Raw genomic sequence first — 21,716 nt, forward strand, 5'->3', positions numbered from 1 at the left:
ACCGCTCGAGTGATACTGAACTCTCACACCGACGTATGCGAGGGGTAACCGGACGCGTGACATCGAATTCGACCATCACCGAGACCACAGGCACAGCAGACGAAGGTCCACGGTTGCCGCCGCGTCCGGTCCATCGACCCACCGTCGATCCGGTGTCGGCCTCGGTGTTCGGACGTCCCGATGACGTCGGCGGTTCGTTCTCCCCACGTCGCCCCGACGAACAACTGCCTTCCCGGCTGTCGGTCCGGCCGCCGGACCCCGTCCTGGCCGAGGCCTTCGGACGTCCCGACGACGCCACCGAGTCATTGCAGCGCGACCCCGACGCCGTCGACGAGTCCGACGCCGGCCCCCAGGTTCCGGTCGATCCGTGGCGTGATCCCGCGTCCCGAGTGTCGCTGGGCGGCGCGGCCCTCGACACCCCACCACCTCCTGTACTCCCTCCTGGAACCAAGCTCGGCGTGCGCGACGTCTTGTTCGGGCGATCGGTATCCGTGCGGGCGCTCGTCGTACTCGGTGTCCTTGCCCTCGTCATCGGCTTGGTCGGTGGACTGTTCGGCCGCCTGACCGCCGAAGTGACCGGCGCACTGACCAGCCAGAAAGTGACACTGACCCAGTCCAGTGGCGACGACGTCCCACGCGGCCAGATCAGCAAGGTGGCCGACGCGGTCCTGCCGTCGGTCGTCTCCATTCAGGTGACCCTCGGCGAGACCGGAGGCACCGGCTCGGGCGTCGTGATCGACGCCGACGAGGGCTACATCGTCACGAACAACCACGTGATCTCGCTCGCCGCATCCGACGAGGACAAGTCGACCCTCGAAGTCACCTTCTCCGACGGCACCAAAGTGCCCGGACGCATCGTCGGCCGCGACACCAAGACCGACCTCGCCGTACTCAAGACCGACGTCGGCAACCTCACCGAGGCTCAGCTCGGACGGTCCGACGACGTCCGCGTCGGCCAGGACGTCATCGCCGTCGGGTCACCGCTCGGCCTGAACAAGACGGTCACCTCGGGCATCGTCAGTGCGCTCGACCGCCCCGTCGCGCTGTCGGGGGAGGGCACCGACACCAACGCCGTCATCGACGCGGTACAGACCGACGCAGCCATCAACCCGGGCAACTCCGGTGGCCCCCTGATCGACTTCGAAGGTCGCGTCATCGGCATCAACTCCGCCATCCGAAGCGAGAGCGGCGGATCGGTGGGCCTGGGCTTCGCGATACCCGTCGACGAGGTCACCGAGGTGGCGCAGGCCCTGATTCGGGACGGCGTCATGCGGCACCCGGATTTCGGGATCAACGCGCGTTCGGTGATCAACGAAACCTCGGCCGGCGCAGAAGTCGCCAACGTCCGGGCCGGTGGGCCGGCTCAGCAAGCCGGAATCGTCGAAGGGGACGTCATCACCAAGGTCGGCGACCGCTCGGTGGGGGACGCGGACGAGCTCGTCGTCGCGGTGCAGGAAACCACGATCGGTCAGGCGGTGCCGGTGCAACTCGTCCGCTCCGGACGGCTGGTGGACCTGTCCGTCACGCCGGTTTCCGACTGACGACGTAGGCTGGCACCCGTGTTCGGCAACATCGGTTGGGGAGAGCTCGTCATTCTCCTCGTAGCAGCTCTGGTCATCCTCGGCCCGGATCGTCTCCCTGGTGCCATCAGCTGGGTGTCGAAGTCCCTCCGCCAGGTCAAGGACTACGCCAACGGCGCGAGCCAACAACTCAAGGACGAGCTCGGCACCGACTTCGAGGACCTGCGTAAGCCCCTCGCCGACCTCAACCAACTCCGCGGCATGACACCCCGAGCCGTGATCACCAAACACCTGCTCGACGGCGACGACTCGGTCTTCAAGAACCCGCTGGACGACACCTTCAAGGGCAAGCCCTTCGACACCAAGCCCAAGAACATGGGCGGACCGACGCCGCAGAACGGCGTGTCCTCGGGCAGTACATCCGGGGGTGGAGTGTCGATGAGCAAGAACGAGCCGAAACTCGCGCCCGGCGATACCCCGCCCATCGACGCCGACGCCACGTAGGCATAGCCCCAACCGGCCCGACGAACCACCCAGTCTGCAGGCTGCGCCCGCCCGACCGCTGCGCCCCCCGTCGGATGAATGTGGGATTCAGTCGCTCTGAGTGCAACAAAGGCGCATTGATCCGCGGCGGGGCGGGCGGCAGGAGTGGGCGGGCCAGTGGCTAGAGCACCTTGTTCAGGAAGTCCTGGGTGCGTGGGTTCTGCGGGTTCCCGAACAGCTCGTCGGGTGTTCCCTCTTCGACGATGACGCCCTCGGCCATGAAGATCACTCGATCCGCGACCTCACGCGCGAAGCCCATTTCGTGGGTGACGACCACCATCGTCATACCGCCCTTGGCGAGGTCGCGCAGTACCTGCAGAACTTCGCCGACCATTTCGGGGTCCAGGGCGCTGGTGGCTTCGTCGAACAGCATGATCGACGGGTTCATGGCCAGTGCCCGCGCGATGGCCACGCGTTGCTTTTGCCCACCGGAGAGGTTGGCGGGCTTGTAGTCGGCCCGCTCGGACAGTCCTACCTGTTCGAGCAGCTGCAGGGCCGCGTCCTTGGCCTGCGACTTCGTCATCTTCTTGGTTTCGACGGGTGCGAGCATGACGTTCTCGAGGGCTGTCATGTGCGGAAAGAGGTTGAAGTGCTGGAACACCATGCCGATGTTCTGGCGCACCTTGTCCAGGTCCACGTTCTTCGCCGTCAGGTCGGTTCCGTCGACGACGACCGATCCGGCGGTGATGTCTTCCAGCTTGTTCAGGCAGCGTAGGAACGTGCTCTTGCCGGAGCCGGACGGTCCGATCACGCAGACCACTTCACCGTTGGCGATCTCGGCGTCGATGCCCTTGAGAACCGTGTTGTCGCCGAACGCCTTCTGCAGGGCCTTGATCGAGATCTTCGTTCCCGGACCTTTGTCGACCGGCAGGTCCTTGGTCAGTTCGGTGCTCATTTGTTGATCCTCTTCTCGAGCCGGTTCGACAGCTTGGTGAGAGCCATGATGATGATGAAGTACAGGACGCCGACGATGAGCCACATGTTGAACGACTCGAAGTTGCGAGCGATGATCAGACGACCGGTCTGCGTCAGCTCGGCGAGGCCGATGACCGAGAGTAGCGACGTGTCCTTGAGTGTGATGACGAACTGATTGATGTACGACGGGATCATCGTGCGAATTGCCTGTGGCATCACCACTTTTCGCATCGACTTGAGGTAGCTGATGCCGAGGCTGCGCGACGCCTCCATCTGGCCCTTGTCGACGGCGAGGATGCCGCCGCGGACGATCTCGGCCATGTAAGCACCGGCGTTGAGCGAGAGTGTGATGATGCCTGCGGTGAACGCCGACATCTGAAAGTTCAGTGCCGCGGGTACGCCGAAGTAGATGAAGAATGCCTGCACCAGAAGTGGTGTGCCACGGAAGATGTCGACGTAGGTGGTTCCGATGCCGCGGAGCACGATGTTGGTCGAGACGCGGAACAGGCCGAAGATTCCGCCGAGTACCAACGCGATGGCGATGGAGATGACGGTCAGCACGATCGTGAGCCACAGACCCTTGAGCAGCAACTGCCAGCTGCTGGCGATCAGGCCGGGGATGGAGGTGTCGGCGGTGGACGCGTCGGCGTTGAGGTAGGTGTCGAGAATTTCGTCGTACTGGCCGTTGGCGCGCAGGTTTTCGAGGCCGGTGTTGAACTGGTCGAGCAACTGGGCGTTGGTGCCCTTGGCGACGGCGAATCCGTAACTGGCACCGGCTTCCTTCTCGGTGACCGTCTTGAAGCCGTTGCCCTGGGTGATGCCGTAGGCGAGCACCGGGTAGTCCTCGAAGGCCGCTGCGGAGTTTCCGGTGCGCACTTCCTCGAACATGGTCGCGGAGTCGTCGAAGCTGCGGATGGTGAAGCCGTACTGATCGGCGATCGACGTCGCGAACGTCGCACCCTCGGTGCCGTTCTTGACCGCGACCGACTTACCGCGCAGGTCTTCGTAGCCCTTGATCTCGTCGTTCGAATCCAGAATCGCCATCTGGACACCGGAATCGAAGTACGGATCGGAGAAGTCGAAGGTGGCCTTGCGCTCGTCGGTGATCGACATGCCGGCGATCATTCCGTTGAACTGGCCGCTGGTGACGCCCTGAAGTGCGGTGTCGAAACCGACCTGTTCGACGGTGTAGTCGAAGCCCTGGTCGACGGCGATGGCCGCGAGCAGGTCCATGTCGATTCCGACGAGTTTGCCTGTCTCGTCCTGGAATTCGAAGGGCGCGAACGTGGTGTCTGTCGCGATCGAGTAATTCTGGGCAGGCGGGGCAGGTTGTGCCGACGCCAGCCCGGGACCGAGTACGGATCCCAGCAGGGTCATCAGCAGTGCGATCAGTACCGGAACGACGACCGGCCTGACCCGATGCGGCTTCTTCATGAAGGCCACTCTCTATCGACAGTAGGATTGAAGGCAAATCATAAGGCTCCAACCCTGTCTCCCGCGTCGTTTGTCGGGTATAAGCGCCTGCCTTACAGTTTCCGGGTCGTGTCGATTCCCAGCGACATTCCCACCAGTCCGCGCTCGCGTACCGCAAGCTTTGCGGCGACCGACTCGAGTGCTTGTGCTGCAGGCGAATTCGGGTCGCTCAGTACAATCGGCGTGCCGGCGTCGCCGCCCTCGCGGACGGCGGTGTCGAGCGGAATCTGGCCCAGCAGAGGCACCTTTGCACCCACGGCCTTGGTGAGGCGATCCGATACGTCCTGTCCGCCACCGGATCCGAAAATATCCATGCGGGTACCGTCGGGCAGCTCGAGCCAAGACATGTTCTCCACGACGCCCGCGACGCGCTGACGCGTCTGCAGTGCGATCGCTCCGGCGCGCTCGGCGACCTCGGCAGCGGCTTGCTGAGGGGTGGTGACCACGAGGATCTCTGCGTTCGGAATCAGTTGTGCGACAGAGATTGCCACGTCGCCGGTGCCGGGCGGAAGATCGAGGAGGAGCACGTCCAGGTCGCCCCAGAACACGTCGGCGAGGAATTGCTGCAAGGCCCGGTGCAGCATGGGTCCGCGCCAGACGACCGGGGTGTTGCCCTCGGTGAACTGAGCGATCGAGATGAACTTCACGCCATGCGCCTGCGGCGGCATGATCATCTTCTCCACCTGCGTGGGTCGCGCGTCGTTGCCGAGCATGCGGGGAACGGAATGGCCGTAGATGTCGGCGTCGAGCACACCCACCGACAGGCCGCGGGCGGACAGGGACGCGGCAAGGTTGACCGTCACGCTGGACTTACCCACGCCGCCCTTGCCCGACGCCACCGCGTACACGCGCGTCAGCGATCCGGGTTGCGCGAAGGGAATGACCGGCTCGGCGGAATCGCCGCGCAGGGACTTGCGCAGTGCGGTGCGTTGCTCGTCGTTCATCACGTCGAGTTCGACCGTCACGGTGCCCACACCCTCGACGTCGGCGACGGCGTTCTTCACGCGATCGCTGATCTCGGTCTTCATCGGGCAACCGGAGGTCGTCAAGTAGATGCCGACGCCGACGGCTCCGTCGGCGGCGATGTCGATGCTCTTGACCATGCCGAGGTCGGTGATGGGTTTACGGATCTCGGGGTCGATGACCTTCGTCAGCGCGGTCCGAACGTCGGATTCGGTCAGTACAGCCATTGCTTCATGCTAGGCGGTGCGCCGACTCCCGATGAACAGCAGGGCAGCTCGATCTAGTGCTGCGTTGAATTCAGTGAATCCGCGGCAGCTGGTCCGAGGAGGGCACGATGCCGGTGGCGTAACCGGCCGACCATGCGAGCACGTTCGCCACGTAGGCCATCGAATTGTTGTAGCGCAGGATTGCTCGGGTGGTCGAGGCCAGGTCGCGGGCGTTGGTGCCGTCGTCGCACAGGTACATACCGGTGGCCAGGGCCGCGTCGTACAGGTTCTGTGGGTCGGAGACTCCGTCGCCGTTGCCGTCGGCGTGGTAGAGGTTCCACGTAGAGGGCAGGAATTGCATCGGGCCGACTGCGCGGTCGTACTGGGTGTCGCCGTCGAGCGCGCCGCCGTCGGTGTCACGAATCACCTGATTGCCGGCGAGGGTGCCGTTGAGAACCGGCCCGAGAATGGGCTCGTGCAGTTCGCCCGAGTCGTCGACCTTGCCGTTGTTGGCGTGGGTGGACTCGACGCGGCCGATGCCGGCGATGACGGTCCAGCTGATGCCGCAGCCGGGCTGCTGCTGGGCCAGGATGCGCTCGGCGTTCTTGTAGGCGGAGACGTTGACGACCGGGATCGCGATGGGGCTGACAGCAAGGTTGGTGGGCAGCTCGGGTGTGGGCGGGATCTCGGGAGCCGGGGCGGGCGCGGGGACCGGGGCGGGTGTCGGCAGCTCGGCCTGAGCCACCGGCTGCGCCTGCTGGTCCTGGGCGATCGGCTGCGGGGTCTCGACCACGGAGTTCGATTCCTGTGCGGCCGGGGCCGTCTTGGCGGTGACGAACGGGATGTATTCGGTGGCTCCGGCGCTGGTCGCGGCCGTGACGAGTCCTGCGGGGACGAGGCCTGCCAGAGCAATCACCGAGTTCCGTCGAACCTTGGAATTCGATGCTTTTCTGTGACGACCCACGCGCGCTGTACCTCCTGATTTCCCCGGATGATCTCCGGGGCCCGACCTGATGACCGGGATCGAGGGTACCTGATTCGAGACTGTTCCGTTATCGGGCCGTTACCAGGCGCGGAGCGGTGCGCGGTCTATTGCGGGTCGGTCTCGCCCGACGCGTCGTCGGCCAGGCGCGCGGCCGCTTTCTTGCGCGCCTTCTTCGGTGCGTTGGCGGGTTGACCCGTCGCTTGTTCCAGCAACGCCCTGATGTCGTCGAGTTCGCGGCGCAAATAGTCACGGGTGGCGACTTCACCGACGGCGATACGCAGAGCTGCGAGCTCCCGCGCGAGGAACTCGGTGTCGGCCTTGGTCTGCTGAGCCCGCGACCGATCCTCTTCGAGAGAGACGCGGTCGCGGTCGTCCTGCCGATTCTGGGCGAGCAGGATCAACGGCGCGGCGTACGCGGCCTGCGTCGAGAAGGCGAGGTTGAGCAGGATGAAGGGATACGGGTCCCACTGCAGATTGACGGCCACGACGTTGAGGAAGATCCAGACGATGACGATGCCGGTCTGAATCGCCAGATAGCGTCCGGTACCCAGGAACCTGGCGGCTTTCTCACCCGACTTACCGAGATCGAAGTCGAAGTTGACGTTGAACAGCCGCGAACCGCGCGGCGTGTCCATTCTCTGGCGTGCTGTTTCTTTCACTGTCCGGCCACTTCCTGATCTCGCCAGTCCTCGGGCAGCAGGTGATCGAGGACGTCGTCCACGGTCACGGCCCCGACCAGGTGGTCCTCGTCGTCGACCACCGGGCCGCAGACGAGGTTGTACGTCGCGAAGTACCGCGTCACCGCGGTCAGGCTGTCCTCGGGGGACAGCCGCGGGAGTGCGCTGTCCACGACTCCGCCCACCAGACTCGCCGGGGGTTCTCGCAACAGTTGCTGCAGGTGAACACAGCCCAGATATGGGCCGGTCGGTGTTGCGGTCGGCGGCCGCACCACGAACACGAGTGAGGCCAGCGCAGGCGTCAGGTCGGGGTTGCGTACCCGAGCGAGGGCCTCGGCCACCGTCGTCGACGCGGTGAGGATCACGGGCTCGGGCGTCATCAGACCGCCGGCGGTGTCGGGGGAGTGTTCGAGCAGGCGGCGGACCGGCGCGGAGTCCTCTGGATCCATCAGTCGCAGAAGCGATTCCGCTTCGGTCTCGGGTAGCTCGCCGAGGAGGTCGGCGGCGTCGTCGGGGTCCATGGCCTCGAGCACGTCGGCACCGCGGTCGACTCCGAGGTAGTGCATCAGCTCCACCTGATCGTCGTCGGGCAATTCCTGGACGACGTCGGCGAGGCGCTCGTCGTCCAACGCCCGCGCAACTTCCATGCGGCGCTTGACGGGCAGCTCGCGCATCGCATTCGCCACGTCGGCGGCGCGCAGGTCCTCGAACTGCATCAACAGCTGCGCCACACCCTGGTCGGGCATCGACAGTTCGTTCTGCGTGAGCCCCTGCACGTGCTGCCAGTCGACGACGTGGATGGCACCGCGTCGCGCAAGGCGTTGGCGCTGCTTACGCACCGCCACGCGTGCGACCTTCCAGTCTCGAGTTCGGGTGAGCTCGATGCCGAGATCGACGACGACGGAATCGGTGTCGTGCAACTCGTCGAGCTCGGGATCGTCGACGCGCACCTTGGAGTCGAGTATCTGCGCGAACACCAGAATCTCGTTCGCGCGCTGAGTGAATCGGCGCAGACTGACGTTTCCGGTGGTGAGCTGAACGGAGTTGGGCTCGATGCTGGTCACTCGCAGCATTGGGACGAAAATTCTTCGGCGCGTTGCCAATTCGACCACGAGTCCGAGGACTCGCGGCTGTGCCCTGCCCACGCGCATGGAGACCACCACGTCGCGCACTCGCCCGATCGATTCGCCGTCGGGGCCCAGGACGCCGAGGCCGGCGAGCCTGGCCGCGAATACCTTGCTCAGTGCTGCCATGATGGCAAGGTTAGAGGCAGGGCAATACAGCGGGTGAATCAGACAGGGGTAGTGCTTTCGATGGGTGCTTCGGGATTGCGTCGATCGGTACTGGCCGTTCCGGGCAGTTCGGACAAGATGATCGCCAAGGCCAAGGGCTTGCCTGCCGACGCGATCTTCCTCGATCTCGAGGACGCCGTCGCGCCGATCGCCAAGGTCGAGGCCCGCGCACGCATCGTCGACGCGTTGAACTCCGACGGGTGGGGCGATCAGCTCAAGGTCGTGCGCGTGAACGACTGGACGACGCAGTGGACGTACGGCGACGTCATCGACGTCGTCTCCGGGGCGGGTGGAAATCTCGACGCCATCCTGTTGCCGAAGGTCGAGTGCGCGGCGCACGTACAGGCGTTGGATCTGTTGCTCACTCAGCTCGAGAAGGAGCACGGTCTCGACCTCGGGGCCATCGGCATCGAGCCGCAGATCGAGAGCGCGCGCAGCCTGCGCAACATCGACGAGATCGCAACCGCGAGCCCCCGGGTGCAGACGTTGGTGTTCGGGCCGGCCGACCTGATGGCGAGCGTCAACATGCGCACCCTCGTCGTCGGAGAACAGCCGGTGGGATACGACACCGGCGACGCCTATCACCACATTCTGATGACGATCCTGCTGGCGGCTCGGACGCACGGATTGCAGGCGATCGACGGCCCGTACCTGCAGATTCGTGATCTCGACGCGTTTCGCCGGGCCGCGGGACGGACGGCCGGCCTCGGGTTCGACGGCAAGTGGGTGCTGCACCCGACGCAGATCGAGGCGGCCAACGAGATCTTCGCGCCACGACAGGACGATTACGACAAGGCCGAGATGATTCTCGACGCGTACGAGTTCCATACCTCCGCAGCAGGTGGCGCTCGCGGTGCGGTGATGCTCGGCGACGAGATGATCGACGAGGCGAGCCGCAAGATGGCGCTGGTCGTCTCGGCGAAGGGGCGGGCGGCCGGTCTGACACGCACGACGACGTTCGAGCCGCCGATCTCCTGATCGAGGCGGTTGTCCGAGGGCCGAACAATGGGTGTGACGGTGCCGGAGCGGAGCCTGCAGAAGCGACCAGAAAAGTCCGTTTCGGGGCACAATGGAGTCATGACCAATCCCCTCTCACAGCCGGGCCGCCCAGGGCAAGGACTGCCGACGCCGCCGTCCGGTTGGCCCATCGGTTCCTACCCCACCTATGCCGAGGCGCAGCGCGCCGTCGATTTCCTCTCCGACGAGGAATTCTCGGTACAGGACGTCACCATCGTCGGCGTCGATCTGATGCAGGTCGAACGCGTTCTCGGCCGGCTCACCTGGCCCAAAGTCATTGGCGGAGGCATCGTTTCGGGTGCATGGTTGGGCGTGTTCCTCGGTCTCGTCCTCGGTATCTTCAGCGAGAACATCTTCGGCGCGTTGCTCATCGGCGTCGGCGGCGGCATCATCTTCGGCCTGATCTCGGCGTCCATTCCGTATGCCGCGACCAAGGGACAGCGTGATTTCGCGTCGAGCATGCAGTTGGTCGCCGGACGCTACGACGTCATCTGCGAGCCCCGGACGGCAGAGAAAGCACGCGACCTGCTCGCCAAACTGTCGATTTGATCACAACGGTTGGACGACCAGGCAACCGACAGGTAACGGAATAGCCCCAAATCGCCCTCGAGGCCAGTGAGTTCGGTTACGTTTCTCTCGTGCACGGCAGTGCCGACACAAGGGCTGCGCGAGTAACCGAACGTACGGAGGCGGGACAGTGCCGAGACATCGTGGTCGTAGGCGTGGAAAAGCAACGAGGATAGGGGTGTTGGCGGCAGCGGCTCTGGTGACGAGTCCGTTGCTCGCAGCGTGTGGTTCGTCGGACAGTTCGGTTCCGGTTCTGAGTTTCTACACTGCCGCAGACGGCGCAGAGCAGTACGCCGCTGCGGCACAGGTGTGTTCGGACGCCTCCAACGGCCGGTATCGGGTGGAGCAGCGAACACTGCCCAAGAGTGCCAACGATCAGCGCCTGCAGCTCGCGAGGCGTCTCGCCGGAAACGACAAGACGTTGGATCTGATGACGCTCGACGTCGTCTGGACCGCCGAATTCGCCGAGGCCGGATGGGCATTGCCCGTCCCGGACGACCTCTCGGCGAAGCTGCGCGACGGGTCCACCCTGGAAGGCCCGCTCGCCACCGCGGAATGGCAGGACCAGCTCTACGCCGTTCCGCTCAACTCCAACACCCAGTTGCTCTGGTACCGGCCCGACGAGGTGCCGGGCGGTACCCCGCCGCAGACGTGGGATCAGCTGATCGACGTGGCCGAGGCCAACGCGGCCGCCGGTAAGCCCGCTCAGATCGGTGTGCAGGCCAAGCAGTACGAGGGCTTCATGGTCTGGTTCAACTCGCTGCTCGAGAGCGCGGGTGGGTCGGTGGTCGCCGAAGACGGAACGACGGTGACCCTCAACGACACTCCCGAGCACCGCGCCGCCACCGAGAAGGCCCTCGAGATCATCAAGCGGGTGGCCACGGCCGACGGCCGCGATCCATCGGTCTCGCAGAGCGACGAGGCGACAGCTCGACTCGGGATGGAGTCGGGGCGGATGGCCTTCCAGGTCAACTACCCGTTCGTGCTTCCCGGCCTGAAGGAGAACGCCGTCGCCGGGGCAGTGTCGTTCCTCGATCTGGCGAATGTGCCTGCCGATCAGCAGGATGCACGCATCGCCGAGGTCTTCCGCAGTGCTCCGTATCCCGAGGTGAACGCGGGGGAGCCCGCCAAGGTCACCATCGGCGGCTTCAACATCGGCGTCGCGAAGACCACTCAGCACGAGGACCTCGCCTGGGAAGCCGTCGAGTGCCTCACCAACCAGGAGAATCAGCGCAACAACGCCGTCAACGGCGGCGTGCCCCCGGTGCTGAAGTCGCTGTACTCCGATCCGGAGTTCCAGGCCGTCTATCCCGCATGGGAAGGGGTGCTCGGTTCCATCGAGTCCGCGGCAGTGCGGCCCGTTTCGCCTGCCTACCAGAGCATTTCGATTCTGTTGACCGATGCCCTCAACCCGCCGCAGAACATCGATCCGGTTGCCGACGTGGACAAGCTCGCAGAACTGGTCAGCAAGGCCGTCAATTCCGAAGGGTTGATTCCATGAGCGATCCCACCGAATCGCAGCCGCAGCCCGCCGATCGGCAGGCGGCTCTGAAGAACATCTCCGACGGTAAGAAAGCCGAACGACGCCTGGGATTGCTCCTCGTCGCACCCGCGGCGATCCTGATGCTCGCGGTCACCGGCTACCCGATCGTGTACGCCTTCTGGCTCAGTCTGCAGAAGTACAACCTCGCGTTCCCCGAGGATCGCCAATTCGTCGGCATCTCCAACTACGTGACCGTGCTGTCCGACGGCTACTGGTGGACGGCATTCGGCGTCACCGCCGGCATCACGATCATCTCGGTGATCATCGAGTTCATCCTCGGTCTGGCAGTGGCTCTGGTCATGCACCGCACCATCTTCGGCCGCGGACTCGTCCGCACCGTGGTGCTCATTCCGTACGGCATCGTGACCGTCGCCGCCGCGTACAGCTGGTACTACGCCTGGACCCCGGGCACCGGTTATCTCGCCAACCTGTTGCCCGACGGCAGCGCGCCGCTCACCGAGCAGTTCCCGTCGCTCGCGATCGTGGTTCTGGCCGAGGTGTGGAAGACGACCCCGTTCATGGCCCTGCTGCTGCTGGCAGGCCTGGCTCTGGTGCCCGACGATCTGCTCAAGGCCGCCGAGGTGGACGGAGCGGGTGGCTGGACGCGGCTGATGCGGATCACCATTCCGTTGATGAAGCCGGCAATTCTCGTCGCGGTCCTCTTCCGCACGCTCGACGCGTTCCGCATCTTCGACAACATCTACGTCCTCACCCGAGGGAGCAACGAGACAGGATCGGTGTCGATTCTCGGTTACAACAACCTGTTCGGCGCGTTCAACCTCGGACTCGGGTCGGCGATCAGCATTCTGATCTTCTTCTGCGTCGCGATCATCGCGTTCGTGTTCATCAAGTTGTTCGGTGCCTCGGCACCGGGATCCGACGACGGAGGCCGCAAGTAATGACCACTGTTACGCCTCGCAAGAAGGTCGGTTGGACGGTCGTCAACGTCCTCGTCCTCCTCTACGCGCTCGTTCCGTTGGCGTGGATCATCAGCCTGTCGTTCAAATCGACGGCCACGATCGCCGACGGAAAGTTCATCCCGCAGTCGTTCACTCTGGAGAACTACAAGGGCATCTTCTCCACCAACCAGTTCACCTCGGCGCTGGTGAACTCCATCGGAATCGGGTTGATCACCACGGTGATCGCCGTCGTGATCGGCACCATGGCCGCGTATGCCGTTGCCCGGCTGGACTTTCCGGGCAAGAAGCTCCTGGTCGGTGCGGCTCTGCTGATCGCGATGTTCCCCCAGATCTCGCTGGTGACACCGTTGTTCGACATCTCGCGCTCGCTCGGTCTGTTCGACACCTGGCCGGGTCTGATCATCCCGTACATCACCTTCGCGTTGCCGTTGGCGATCTACACCCTCTCCGCGTTCTTCCGCGAGATCCCGTGGGAGCTGGAGAAGGCGGCGAAGATGGACGGAGCAACGCCTGCACAGGCTTTCCGCAAGGTCATCGCCCCGCTGGCGGCACCGGGCATCGTCACCGCATCGATCCTGGTGTTCATCTTCGCCTGGAACGACCTCCTGCTCGCCATCTCGCTGACGGCGACGGAACGTTCGGTCACCGTCCCGGCGGCCATCTCGCAGTTCACCGGTAGCTCTCAGTTCGAGGAGCCCACGGGATCGATCGCGGCAGCCGCCGTCGTCATCACGATCCCGATCATCATTTTTGTGCTCTTCTTCCAACGACGTATCGTGGCGGGCTTGACGTCCGGCGCAGTGAAGGGATAACCGTCATGGCCGAAATCGTTCTCGACAAAGTCACCAAGCTCTACCCGGACGGCGCCGCTGCCGTCAGCGACGTCGACATCACCATCGCCGACGGCGAATTCATCATCCTCGTCGGACCGTCCGGCTGCGGAAAGTCCACCACGCTCAACATGATCGCCGGGCTGGAGGACATCTCGTCCGGTGAGCTGCGGATCGCGGGGGAGCGCGTCAACGAGAAGGCGCCGAAGGATCGCGACATCGCGATGGTGTTCCAGTCCTACGCGCTGTACCCGCACATGACGGTCCGGCAGAACATCGCCTTCCCGCTGACGCTCGCCAAGCTCTCCAAGACCGAGATCAACGACAAGGTCGAAGAGGCTGCCAAGATCCTAGATCTCAGTCAGCACCTCGACCGGAAGCCCGCCAACCTCTCCGGTGGTCAGCGACAGCGAGTTGCGATGGGACGCGCCATCGTTCGCACCCCCAAGGCCTTCCTGATGGACGAGCCGCTGTCCAACCTCGACGCCAAGCTGCGAGTCCAGACGCGCGCCGAGATCTCGCGGCTGCAGAAGCGTCTGGGCACCACCACCGTCTACGTCACGCACGATCAGACCGAGGCCATGACCCTCGGCGACCGCGTCGTGGTGTTGCGCGGCGGGCTGGTGCAGCAGATCGGTTCTCCGCAGGAGCTCTACGACAAGCCGCGAAACCTGTTCGTGGGCGGCTTCATAGGATCGCCCTCGATGAATTTCGTTCCGGGACAGCTCACCTCGAACGGAGTGTCCACGGCCCTCGGCGACATCGAGATCCCGCTCGAGCGAATGGACGCGATCAAGGCCAAGAACCCGGGCCGCGAGGTGGTCGTCGGTATCCGTCCCGAGCACTTCGAGGACGCGGCACTGATCGACGGCTACCAGAAGATGAGCGGTGCCACCTTCACCGCAACCGTCGACGTGCTCGAGTCCATGGGCAGCGACAAGTACGTCTACTTCACGCTGAAGGGTGCCAAGGTCGAGTCCAGCGAACTCCAGGAGCTGGCCGCCGATGCCGGTATCGCCGATCTCGGTGGCGCACAGGTGGTTGCGCGTCTGGCAGCCGAATCCAAGGCCGCCGAGGGTGGTCAGGTGGAACTGTGGTTCGACCCGGGCAAGATCTCGGTGTTCGACCAGGCGTCGGGTGCGAACCTGACAATCTGAGCGGCTGCGCCGCATGTGAGCGGAACTTCGTAGCCCACTACGAAGTTCCACTCACATGCCGCAGGCTCTACAGTGGCACGTTCGACGTGGTGTTCGGTTCGGACTCGGCAACCCGCACCGATTGCCGCGCTGCCGGGGTGCTTCTGATGGCCAGGGCTGCCGCGGCGACGACGGTGCAGGCCACGGCACCGGCGACGAAGGCTGCGGTGTACGCGCTCTCGCGGGCCACGTTTGTGCCGTCGATGGTGAACATCGCCAGCACGGTGGACAATGACGCACTCGCGATCGACGTGCCGACGGTGCGCACGATCGAGTTGACGCTGTTGGCCACGCCGGTGTCCGCTGCGCTGACCTCGGCCATGAGCAGGTTGGGCAGGGCCGCGAACGCGAGGCTGACGAACGTGTTGATGACGATGCCTGCGGTGATCAGCTGCCAGGTGTGATCGTGGGCCACCGCGACGAACGCAAATCCGAGAACGCCGATCACCGCGCCGCCGACGAGAACTCGGCGCGGCCCGAACGATCCGATGAGGCGACCGCTGATCACCGCGGCCACCACTCCTACCGCTGCACCGGGTAGCAGGTACACGACACTCGCTTCGAGAACGTTGGCGGTGAATCCGTAGCCGGCGACGGCACGTGGGGTCTGCACGAAGTAGGAGCAGGCCAGAAAGTTGGCGAACATTCCGACGCCGACGAACAGGGTGGCGACGTTGGTGGCCAGCAGGGGCCCGTGAGTGAGCATGCGGGGTGCGACGAGCGGGGCATCGATGCGCTTCTCGAAGATCCACCAGACGGTTCCCAGCAGCACGCCCGCGACAGCGCATCCGATGGTGGCCACCGAACCCCAGCCCCACGTGCGGCCCTGGGTGAGGGCCAGGAACAGCAGCAGGAGTGTGCCCGCCAGAAGTACGGCACCCCACCAGTCGACCGACCCGCTGCCGCTACGCGGTCGGGCCGGGACACCGAACCACGCGATGCCGAGTGCAACCACGACGATGGCGACGGTGAGCCAGAAGACGCGGTGGTAGTCGGCACCGTTGGCCGTGAGCAGCCCCGTCAGCACCAATCCGAATCCGCCGCCCACGCCGAGAGTGCCAGACAGGATCGACATCGAGCCGACGAGTGCGCGCGGTGGCATCTCGTCGCGCAACACCGCCAGGGCGATGGGGAAGAGGGCGTACGAGACGCCCTGCAGAATGCGGCCGACCAGCAGCCAGGTCAGTGAATCGGTCAACGCTGCCAGCATCGACCCGGCCAGCACGACGGTCAGGACGCCGATGAGCACGGGGCGTTTGCCGTGCAGGTCGGCGAGTCGGCCGATGACGGGGGTGGCGATGACCGCGGCCAACAAGTTCGCCGTCAGCACCCACCCGGCAGCGGTGGTGCTGACGCCCAGTTGGGTGCCGATGGTGCCCACGATGGGAACGACCATCGTCTGCAGGACGGCGAGGGTCATGACGATGAAACAGAGTCCTGGCAGCAGCGTGCGGCGGGTGGACATGGAAGAGCTACCTCGTTACCTATGACAACCGAAAATACGAACCGATCGAACTAAAATGTTGAACGCATCTAATTAATTATCGGGTACCGGTTTCCCCGGTGTGAGCCGAGGTGCCTCAGACGAGCTATTGCGCCCGGTTGGGCTTCCCCAGGGCCTTCTGCCGGAGTTCACTGACGATCTCGTCGTTCCAGACGTGCTCGCGCACCAGCCGATAGCGCTCACGGCTCATCCACAGATAGGCCTCGGCATCGGTGCGGTCCTCGAGAATCTCGGCCGCCCGCACCATGCGGACCACCGGCAGGTACTCCTCACCGAACCAGCGTCGTGCGACCGTTCCGCGGTCGACGAACTCCCCGAGTTCCTGCATCAGCCGAAATCCCCAGGCCTCCACCGACTCGCTCAGTTGCGCGTAATCGAACGGGTCGGTGACCTGTACCGCCTCGCGTGCGCGTCCCACCAGGGGTACCCGACTCAGGAAGATGCGGCGATGATCCTTGATCAACAGATCGCCGCGCCGGGTGATGCCCTCGGGGGAGATACGCGTGATGATCTCGGTGACGACGGCGTCGATCGTCGTGCGATGCATCGCGAACGCGATCGACACCCGGTGATGCCCGTCGACGACGAAGTGCATGCCGCCGATGCGATACACCTGGATCGGCGGCATCGCTTCACCGCGGCGCTGCGCCGCCGCCAACCGCTGCCAGCGTTCCCTGATCCGCGCCGAGGTCGGCCTGAAGAACCTGTCGAAGTCGCGGGTGCGGTCGACACTTCCGACGATGGTCTCGACGCGAATGACCTGCAGACCCAGGTGCCGTTCACCGACCTTGCCGAGGGCAGCAACCACCTCGTCGAACGGCAGGATGGTGTTGACGTCGTCGGGTTGACGCCGCAGCCACCCGACGAGTCTCGCCACGTCGGCGCGTCGACGCTGGCGGGTGAAGTCGTTCTCCGCGTCGGCGGCCGGGAATCCGGTGTCACGTGCCATGTCTGCGCCTCACGATCCTCGGTGCTTCGACGTGCTGTCGCTGCCCACCCGGTTCGACGTCGAGCAGGGTGTATCCGACGGTGTTGATCACCGCCGCCCCGTGCAGGGCCAGATCGTCCGGGGTGTGGCCGTGTGGATGAATGTGGCCGTGCAACAACAACTGTGGGGAGAGTCGACGCGTCACCTCGTCCAGGCAGTCGAAGCCGACGTGTGCCGGGTCGGTGTCGTCGCCGACTCCGAGGGGTGGGCTGTGAGTGAGCAGAATGTCCACCGGCCGTACGTCCTTGCGGACGTTGCGATTCCACGCGAATGTTCGAGTGAGGGTGCGTGAGCGTCTGCGCTGCTGACGTTGCGTCCATTGATTGGGGCCGCCGTTGTAGCGGATCGACCCGCCGAGACCGGCGATACGCAGACCGGCAGCGGACACGATCCGCCGGTCGACGTTGATCGCACCCACCGGCCCCGGCCAGGTGGCAGGCAGCCCGGCGCGCATCCAGCCGGCCTTCCCGGCCGAATAACCCGTCAGGTCCGCGTCGTGATTGCCGGGCACGAACACGCACGGAGCGTTCAACGCATCGGTCAGGTACTCGAGGTAATCGAACGGAAGGTCACCCGCGCCGAGAATCAGATCGACGCCGAGCGACTTCACCTGCGGACTCCACAGAGATTCGATCGTTTCGTCGGACACAGCGAGAACGGATACCACGGGTACGACGGTACCCACCTCGTCCGCGGTGGCACCTCCGAACGGACTTCTCGGGCACCGGTGGTGTTGGATGGGTCTCGTGAGCGAGAGTGTCATTACCGCGGTACGCGCACATCTGGTGACCGAGATCGGCGACGACAACCCGTCGTCCGCGTCCGTGACGTTCCTCGGCCTGGAGTCACTGGACGTGCTGCGATTCGGAGCGGACTCCGAGGTGGTGCGGTACGTCAGCCTCGGCTGCTCGCGTCACCCCATGGCAGACCCGAACGACATGGTCGCCGATCCGTCCCGTGGCCCTCGCGCCGAACTGGTACTGACCCTTCGCGGTGGCGCAGGCGTGGCGTCGGGCGTCCACAAGAGCTTGGCCGTGCTCGCGGCCTCGCCTGCGGTGGAGGGCGTCGTGCTGGTGGAGGACGCCCTGCTCGATCTCGGTGAGCCGCTGTGGACCAACGCGCCGTTCACGGCCGTGCTGCTCGGGCCGAGCGACATCGCGGACCTGCCGCTGCCGGAGCCTTTCGATCCGGTTCATTTCTTCGCCGCGGTGCCGTTGACCGGAACCGAGGCCGCCTGGGTGCGGTTACGCGGGGCGGACGCGTTGCGCGAGGCCTGGAAGGAAGCGGGGATCGACGTCCGAGACCCCAACCGGTCCGCAGCCAGCCTCTGATAGGGCTCCTGCGCACAGGGTGTCAACTTCCGGTTGCTACCCGCTTCTGTCGGAGTTCGTCCCTGGCGCGGGAATCTACAGCCAGTTGTTCTTGTGGAACGTTCGCCACAGACCGACGCACACGCAGGCGACGATCGCGACGATCGTGTGGTACCCGTAGGTCCAGTGCAGCTCGGGCATGTTGTCGAAGTTCATGCCGTAGATGCCGGCCACCATGGTCGGCACCGCCGCGATCGCCACCCAGGACGAGATCTTGCGCATGTCGAGGTTCTGCTGCATCGTCACCCGAGCGAGGGCGGCGTCGACGAGCGAGCTGAGTACCTCGTCGTATTCGGAGATACGTTCGGCGACGGTGGTGTGATGGTCCTGCACGTCACGCAGGTACCGCCGGACGGACTTCGGAACACTGGGCTCCTGGACCAGCCGTGCGAGAGGCGTCGACAGTGGGGTCACCGACCGGCGTAGTTCCACGACCTCTCGCTTGAGCAGATAGATGTTCTCGATCGGCACGTGATGATGCGGGGAGAACACCTCCTCCTCCATGCCGTCGACGTCCCTCTCGATCGAGTCGGTGACGGCCAGGTACTCGTCGACGACGTGGTCGGCCACCGCGTGCAGCACCGCCGACGGGCCGAGCGCGAGCTGCTCCGGATTGTCCTCGAGTCGCTGGCGCACGCCGGCCAATCCGGAGTGTTCACCGTGTCGGACGGTGATAACGAAATCTCGACCGACCATCACCATGATCTCGCCGCTCTCGACGATCTCGTTCGCCGTCGTCACCGACTCGTGTTCGACGTACTTGACCGTGCGCAGGACGAGGAATGCGACGTCGTCGTATCGCTCGAGCTTGGGCCGCTGATGCGCGTGCACGGTGTCCTCGACCATCAACTCGTGCAGGTCGTAACACTGAGCGATCGCGTTCATCTGACGGTCGTCCGGCGCATGCAGGCCCACCCAGACGAACCCCTCGCCGCGGGCTCGTACTTCGGCGATCGCGGAAGTGTGAGTGAACCGGCCGGGTAGCCGTGAGCCGTCGACGTAGACAGCGCAGTCGACGATGGCGCGCGCCGTCGGCACCGGTATTCGTGGACTCGAATCGGGAACGGCCTTGTTTCCTCGTCGGTGTAGCGAGGGCAGTGAGGGACGCGGTGGAAGGGACGGCATGGCGGGCAATCGTACGCCAGGAAAACGACAGAACAGTGGGCCCGGAACATCACGGCGGTACGCCTGGGACACTGTTCTGGTGCTCATCGATCTCCACACCCACTCGACAGCGTCCGACGGTACCGACAGCCCGGCCGAGCTGGTTCGCGCTGCGTCGGCAGCGGGCCTGTCGGTGGTGGCGCTCACCGATCACGACACCACGGCCGGATGGGACGAGGCCGCTGCCGCATCGCCTGCCGGCCTGACGCTCGTGCGCGGCATGGAACTGTCGTGCACCGGTCGTGGGGAGGACGGCACGCCCGTCCCGGTGCACCTGCTGGCGTACCTGTTCGACCCCGAGAACGAGGCATTCGCGGCCGAGCGTGCACGACTGCGCGGTGAGCGGGTGACCCGGCTGCGGGCCATTGCCGAGAACATGGCCGCGGACGGCCTACCCATCGATCCCGACGCGGTTCTCGCCTCGGCCGGGGAAGCCGCCGGTCGTCCCCATCTGGGCCAGGCTCTGATCGAGGCCGGCTACGTCTCGGACATGGACGCGGCGTTCGCCGGTCCGCTGGCAACGGGTGGCAAGTACTACGTGGGCAAGGTCGACACTCCACTCGACGTCGCCGTCGAGATGATTGCCGCCGCAGGCGGCGTCAGCGTGCTCGCGCATGCCCGGGCCCGCAAGCGCGGACGCATCCTGGATCTGGACCACATCCGAGAACTCACCCCGCTCGGGCTCGGCGGTGTGGAAGTCCACCACATGGACCACTCGCCGGAGGACACCGTGGTGATGGCCGAGTTGGCCGCGGAGTTGGACCTCATCGTCACCGGGTCCTCGGATTATCACGGCACCAACAAGACCGTGAAGCTGGGCGAGTACACCACCGACCCGGAGCAGTACGACCGACTGATCGCGGCGGCCCGGTCATGAACTTCGACGTGACGCTGTACCTGACGGTTCTGATCACGCTGTTCGTGATCATGGATCCACCGGGCGCGATTCCGGTGTTCCTGTCCCTGGTGGGACGCAAGAGCAAGGAAGTGCGCAACAAGGCCGCATGGCAGGCACCCGCGGTCTCGCTCACCGTCATCTCGGTGTTCGCGATCGGCGGCCAGGCCATTCTGAGCTACCTGCACATCGGCATTCCGGCACTGCAGGGCGCGGGTGGACTCCTGCTCCTGCTCATCGCACTGTCGTTGCTCACCGGAAAGGGCGCGGGCGGCGACGCGGCGGCCGAGGACGTCAACGTCGCACTCGTGCCGCTGGGAACGCCGTTGATGGCGGGCCCCGGAGCCATCGCCGCGGTGATCGTCTACGTCAGTCAGGCCGACGGCAACGCGAGCTCGTTGCTCGCAATTGCCCTGGGCATCATCACGATTCACGTCCTGTTCTTCGTGATTCTGCGATTCTCCACCGTCCTCATCCGGCTGCTCGGCGAGGGCGGCATCTCGCTGCTGGCACGCATCGCAGGCCTGTTGCTCGCCGCCATCGCGGTGCAGTTGATCGCGGACTCCGTCCGCGGATTCGTGGCCGGAGCATGAGCGGGGCCGGAGCGGGTGCCGGACTGCGCTTCCTGCGCGGGCTCAGCGGCATCGTCACCGCCGGACTGCTGGTGCTGGCGATCGGCGTCGGCGTCACCCAATATCTCGGTCAGTCCCGCGGCTACCCGGGACCGGGCGCGCTGTCGGTCACCGTGCACATCGTTGCCGCTGTCGTCGCCATCGCAGCTCAGCGCATCGCCGATCATCGACGCGGATTCACCGCCTTCCTCGGAGCGATCGTGGTCTTCGTGGTCACCGGTCTCGTCCTGTGGACCCAATGGTGGCAGTAGGGCGGTAGCGCAGTGGTGGCAGCGGTTCACGCTGGTTTCTGACTCTGTGGTCAGTTCGGTGGGCGGTATGGCACACTTGGGCCGTTGCATCGATGCGGCTACAGCCCATCGTTGACTGTGCAGGCACACCCGCCGCACGTGCGAGACACTCTTTCGGCAGTCGGCAGCCAGTACTGGCGCCCTCCGGTAGTCCGCGACCCTTTCGAGCATCAATCACTTCGTAGACACGTGTTGCCTCGTCGAGGCCGACAGTGCGAGGAGCTTT

22 protein-coding genes are annotated in these 21,716 nt (G+C 65.1%); 12 read left to right on the forward strand and 10 right to left on the reverse strand.

The features are described from left to right. Positions 1 to 35: 35 nt before the first annotated feature. Together CH281_RS03110 and tatB are read left to right on the forward strand one after the other, a co-directional pair. Positions 36 to 1,541, forward strand: a complete 1,506-nt coding sequence (locus CH281_RS03110) for a S1C family serine protease (protein WP_094692837.1) — start codon at positions 36 to 38, stop codon at positions 1,539 to 1,541. 18 nt (positions 1,542 to 1,559) lie between these two features. Continuing rightward, a complete protein-coding gene (tatB, locus tag CH281_RS03115) occupies positions 1,560 to 2,024 on the forward strand; it encodes a Sec-independent protein translocase protein TatB (RefSeq protein WP_094692839.1) in 465 nt (154 codons plus the stop codon). Between the two features lie 160 nt (positions 2,025 to 2,184). On the opposite strand, the gene CH281_RS03120 is transcribed toward tatB, so the two are convergent. From CH281_RS03120 to CH281_RS03145, 6 genes are all read right to left on the reverse strand, one after another. Next, the gene (locus CH281_RS03120; protein ID WP_051365249.1) at positions 2,185 to 2,958 is read right to left on the reverse strand and encodes an amino acid ABC transporter ATP-binding protein; all 774 of its coding nucleotides are present in this window, start codon (positions 2,956 to 2,958) and stop codon (positions 2,185 to 2,187) included. After that, entirely contained in the window at positions 2,955 to 4,412 is a 1,458-nt protein-coding gene (locus CH281_RS03125; RefSeq protein ID WP_032369630.1) for an amino acid ABC transporter substrate-binding protein/permease, read from the reverse strand. The genes CH281_RS03120 and CH281_RS03125 overlap by 4 nt, the downstream gene beginning before the upstream one ends. Positions 4,413 to 4,504: 92 nt before the next feature. Continuing rightward, complete coding sequence (locus CH281_RS03130) at positions 4,505 to 5,641, reverse strand: Mrp/NBP35 family ATP-binding protein (protein WP_094621823.1); 1,137 nt, start codon at positions 5,639 to 5,641, stop codon at positions 4,505 to 4,507. Between the two features lie 70 nt (positions 5,642 to 5,711). Next, positions 5,712 to 6,584, reverse strand: coding sequence for a lytic transglycosylase domain-containing protein (locus CH281_RS03135; RefSeq protein WP_027498044.1), 873 nt, complete (start codon positions 6,582 to 6,584; stop codon positions 5,712 to 5,714). Between the two features lie 125 nt (positions 6,585 to 6,709). After that, positions 6,710 to 7,240, reverse strand: coding sequence for a DUF1003 domain-containing protein (locus CH281_RS03140; RefSeq protein ID WP_045840756.1), 531 nt, complete (start codon positions 7,238 to 7,240; stop codon positions 6,710 to 6,712). 20 nt (positions 7,241 to 7,260) lie between these two features. Then, positions 7,261 to 8,535: a magnesium transporter MgtE N-terminal domain-containing protein gene (locus CH281_RS03145; protein WP_027498042.1), complete on the reverse strand. Its 1,275-nt coding sequence runs from the start codon at positions 8,533 to 8,535 to the stop codon at positions 7,261 to 7,263. 60 nt (positions 8,536 to 8,595) lie between these two features. Between CH281_RS03145 and CH281_RS03150 the strand changes: the two genes are divergently transcribed. The 6 genes from CH281_RS03150 (at position 8,596) to CH281_RS03175 (ending at position 14,608) form a co-directional block, all read left to right on the forward strand. Then, complete coding sequence (locus CH281_RS03150) at positions 8,596 to 9,552, forward strand: HpcH/HpaI aldolase/citrate lyase family protein (RefSeq protein ID WP_094644034.1); 957 nt, start codon at positions 8,596 to 8,598, stop codon at positions 9,550 to 9,552. A 99-nt stretch (positions 9,553 to 9,651) separates the two neighbouring features. Next, positions 9,652 to 10,140 (forward strand): general stress protein, encoded by a 489-nt coding sequence (locus CH281_RS03155; RefSeq protein WP_027498040.1) that lies wholly within the window; start codon positions 9,652 to 9,654, stop codon positions 10,138 to 10,140. A 196-nt stretch (positions 10,141 to 10,336) separates the two neighbouring features. Then, positions 10,337 to 11,659, forward strand: a complete 1,323-nt coding sequence (locus tag CH281_RS03160; protein WP_027498039.1) for an ABC transporter substrate-binding protein — start codon at positions 10,337 to 10,339, stop codon at positions 11,657 to 11,659. Then, the gene (locus tag CH281_RS03165) at positions 11,656 to 12,600 is read left to right on the forward strand and encodes a carbohydrate ABC transporter permease (protein ID WP_027498038.1); all 945 of its coding nucleotides are present in this window, start codon (positions 11,656 to 11,658) and stop codon (positions 12,598 to 12,600) included. The genes CH281_RS03160 and CH281_RS03165 overlap by 4 nt, the downstream gene beginning before the upstream one ends. After that, positions 12,600 to 13,433, forward strand: coding sequence for a carbohydrate ABC transporter permease (locus CH281_RS03170; protein WP_027498037.1), 834 nt, complete (start codon positions 12,600 to 12,602; stop codon positions 13,431 to 13,433). Before CH281_RS03165 ends, CH281_RS03170 begins: the two co-directional genes overlap by 1 nt. A gap of 5 nt (positions 13,434 to 13,438) precedes the next feature. Next, entirely contained in the window at positions 13,439 to 14,608 is a 1,170-nt protein-coding gene (locus tag CH281_RS03175) for an ABC transporter ATP-binding protein (RefSeq protein ID WP_027498036.1), read from the forward strand. 67 nt (positions 14,609 to 14,675) lie between these two features. On the opposite strand, the gene CH281_RS03180 is transcribed toward CH281_RS03175, so the two are convergent. The 3 genes from CH281_RS03180 to CH281_RS03190 form a co-directional block, all read right to left on the reverse strand. Then, positions 14,676 to 16,112, reverse strand: a complete 1,437-nt coding sequence (locus tag CH281_RS03180) for an MFS transporter (protein ID WP_094692841.1) — start codon at positions 16,110 to 16,112, stop codon at positions 14,676 to 14,678. Positions 16,113 to 16,236: 124 nt separating this feature from the next. Next, entirely contained in the window at positions 16,237 to 17,100 is an 864-nt protein-coding gene (locus CH281_RS03185; protein WP_032371672.1) for a hypothetical protein, read from the reverse strand. Beyond that, a complete protein-coding gene (locus tag CH281_RS03190) occupies positions 17,090 to 17,806 on the reverse strand; it encodes a metallophosphoesterase family protein (protein ID WP_027498034.1) in 717 nt (238 codons plus the stop codon). The genes CH281_RS03185 and CH281_RS03190 overlap by 11 nt, the downstream gene beginning before the upstream one ends. Positions 17,807 to 17,876: 70 nt before the next feature. On the opposite strand from CH281_RS03190, the gene CH281_RS03195 reads away from it, so the two are divergent. Next, entirely contained in the window at positions 17,877 to 18,470 is a 594-nt protein-coding gene (locus tag CH281_RS03195; protein WP_174557311.1) for a suppressor of fused domain protein, read from the forward strand. A gap of 75 nt (positions 18,471 to 18,545) precedes the next feature. Here CH281_RS03195 and CH281_RS03200 read toward each other — a convergent pair whose 3' ends face one another. Beyond that, positions 18,546 to 19,634: a magnesium and cobalt transport protein CorA gene (locus CH281_RS03200; RefSeq protein WP_027498032.1), complete on the reverse strand. Its 1,089-nt coding sequence runs from the start codon at positions 19,632 to 19,634 to the stop codon at positions 18,546 to 18,548. Positions 19,635 to 19,713: 79 nt separating this feature from the next. Here CH281_RS03200 and CH281_RS03205 point away from each other — a divergent pair, with 79 nt between their 5' ends. From CH281_RS03205 to CH281_RS03215, 3 genes are read left to right on the forward strand one after another with little or no spacing between them, the layout of a single operon-like run. Next, complete coding sequence (locus tag CH281_RS03205; RefSeq protein WP_027498031.1) at positions 19,714 to 20,550, forward strand: PHP domain-containing protein; 837 nt, start codon at positions 19,714 to 19,716, stop codon at positions 20,548 to 20,550. Beyond that, positions 20,547 to 21,161, forward strand: a complete 615-nt coding sequence (locus CH281_RS03210; protein ID WP_027498030.1) for a MarC family protein — start codon at positions 20,547 to 20,549, stop codon at positions 21,159 to 21,161. The genes CH281_RS03205 and CH281_RS03210 overlap by 4 nt, the downstream gene beginning before the upstream one ends. Further along, entirely contained in the window at positions 21,158 to 21,451 is a 294-nt protein-coding gene (locus CH281_RS03215) for a hypothetical protein (RefSeq protein ID WP_052053095.1), read from the forward strand. The genes CH281_RS03210 and CH281_RS03215 overlap by 4 nt, the downstream gene beginning before the upstream one ends. Positions 21,452 to 21,716 lie beyond the last annotated feature (265 nt).

It is taken from the genome of Rhodococcus sp. 06-221-2 (assembly GCF_002258365.1).
GTDB lineage: Bacteria > Actinomycetota > Actinomycetes > Mycobacteriales > Mycobacteriaceae > Rhodococcoides > Rhodococcoides fascians.

What these genes read in the sequence shown, in the direction of transcription:
- CH281_RS03215 (WP_052053095.1), top strand. Translation starts at nt 21,158, where the DNA reads ATGAGCGGGGCCGGAGCGGGTGCCGGACTGCGCTTCCTGCGCGGGCTC.
- CH281_RS03200 (WP_027498032.1), bottom strand. Translation starts at nt 19,634, where the DNA reads ATGCCGTCCCTTCCACCGCGTCCCTCACTGCCCTCGCTACACCGACGA.
- CH281_RS03180 (WP_094692841.1), bottom strand. Translation starts at nt 16,112, where the DNA reads ATGTCCACCCGCCGCACGCTGCTGCCAGGACTCTGTTTCATCGTCATG.
- CH281_RS03195 (WP_174557311.1), top strand. Translation starts at nt 17,877, where the DNA reads ATGGGTCTCGTGAGCGAGAGTGTCATTACCGCGGTACGCGCACATCTG.
- CH281_RS03150 (WP_094644034.1), top strand. Translation starts at nt 8,596, where the DNA reads ATGGGTGCTTCGGGATTGCGTCGATCGGTACTGGCCGTTCCGGGCAGT.
- CH281_RS03120 (WP_051365249.1), bottom strand. Translation starts at nt 2,958, where the DNA reads ATGAGCACCGAACTGACCAAGGACCTGCCGGTCGACAAAGGTCCGGGA.
- CH281_RS03175 (WP_027498036.1), top strand. Translation starts at nt 13,439, where the DNA reads ATGGCCGAAATCGTTCTCGACAAAGTCACCAAGCTCTACCCGGACGGC.
- CH281_RS03145 (WP_027498042.1), bottom strand. Translation starts at nt 8,535, where the DNA reads ATGGCAGCACTGAGCAAGGTATTCGCGGCCAGGCTCGCCGGCCTCGGC.
- CH281_RS03110 (WP_094692837.1), top strand. Translation starts at nt 36, where the DNA reads ATGCGAGGGGTAACCGGACGCGTGACATCGAATTCGACCATCACCGAG.
- CH281_RS03165 (WP_027498038.1), top strand. Translation starts at nt 11,656, where the DNA reads ATGAGCGATCCCACCGAATCGCAGCCGCAGCCCGCCGATCGGCAGGCG.
- CH281_RS03125 (WP_032369630.1), bottom strand. Translation starts at nt 4,412, where the DNA reads ATGAAGAAGCCGCATCGGGTCAGGCCGGTCGTCGTTCCGGTACTGATC.
- CH281_RS03185 (WP_032371672.1), bottom strand. Translation starts at nt 17,100, where the DNA reads ATGGCACGTGACACCGGATTCCCGGCCGCCGACGCGGAGAACGACTTC.
- CH281_RS03130 (WP_094621823.1), bottom strand. Translation starts at nt 5,641, where the DNA reads ATGGCTGTACTGACCGAATCCGACGTTCGGACCGCGCTGACGAAGGTC.
- CH281_RS03155 (WP_027498040.1), top strand. Translation starts at nt 9,652, where the DNA reads ATGACCAATCCCCTCTCACAGCCGGGCCGCCCAGGGCAAGGACTGCCG.
- CH281_RS03140 (WP_045840756.1), bottom strand. Translation starts at nt 7,240, where the DNA reads ATGGACACGCCGCGCGGTTCGCGGCTGTTCAACGTCAACTTCGACTTC.
- CH281_RS03210 (WP_027498030.1), top strand. Translation starts at nt 20,547, where the DNA reads ATGAACTTCGACGTGACGCTGTACCTGACGGTTCTGATCACGCTGTTC.
- CH281_RS03170 (WP_027498037.1), top strand. Translation starts at nt 12,600, where the DNA reads ATGACCACTGTTACGCCTCGCAAGAAGGTCGGTTGGACGGTCGTCAAC.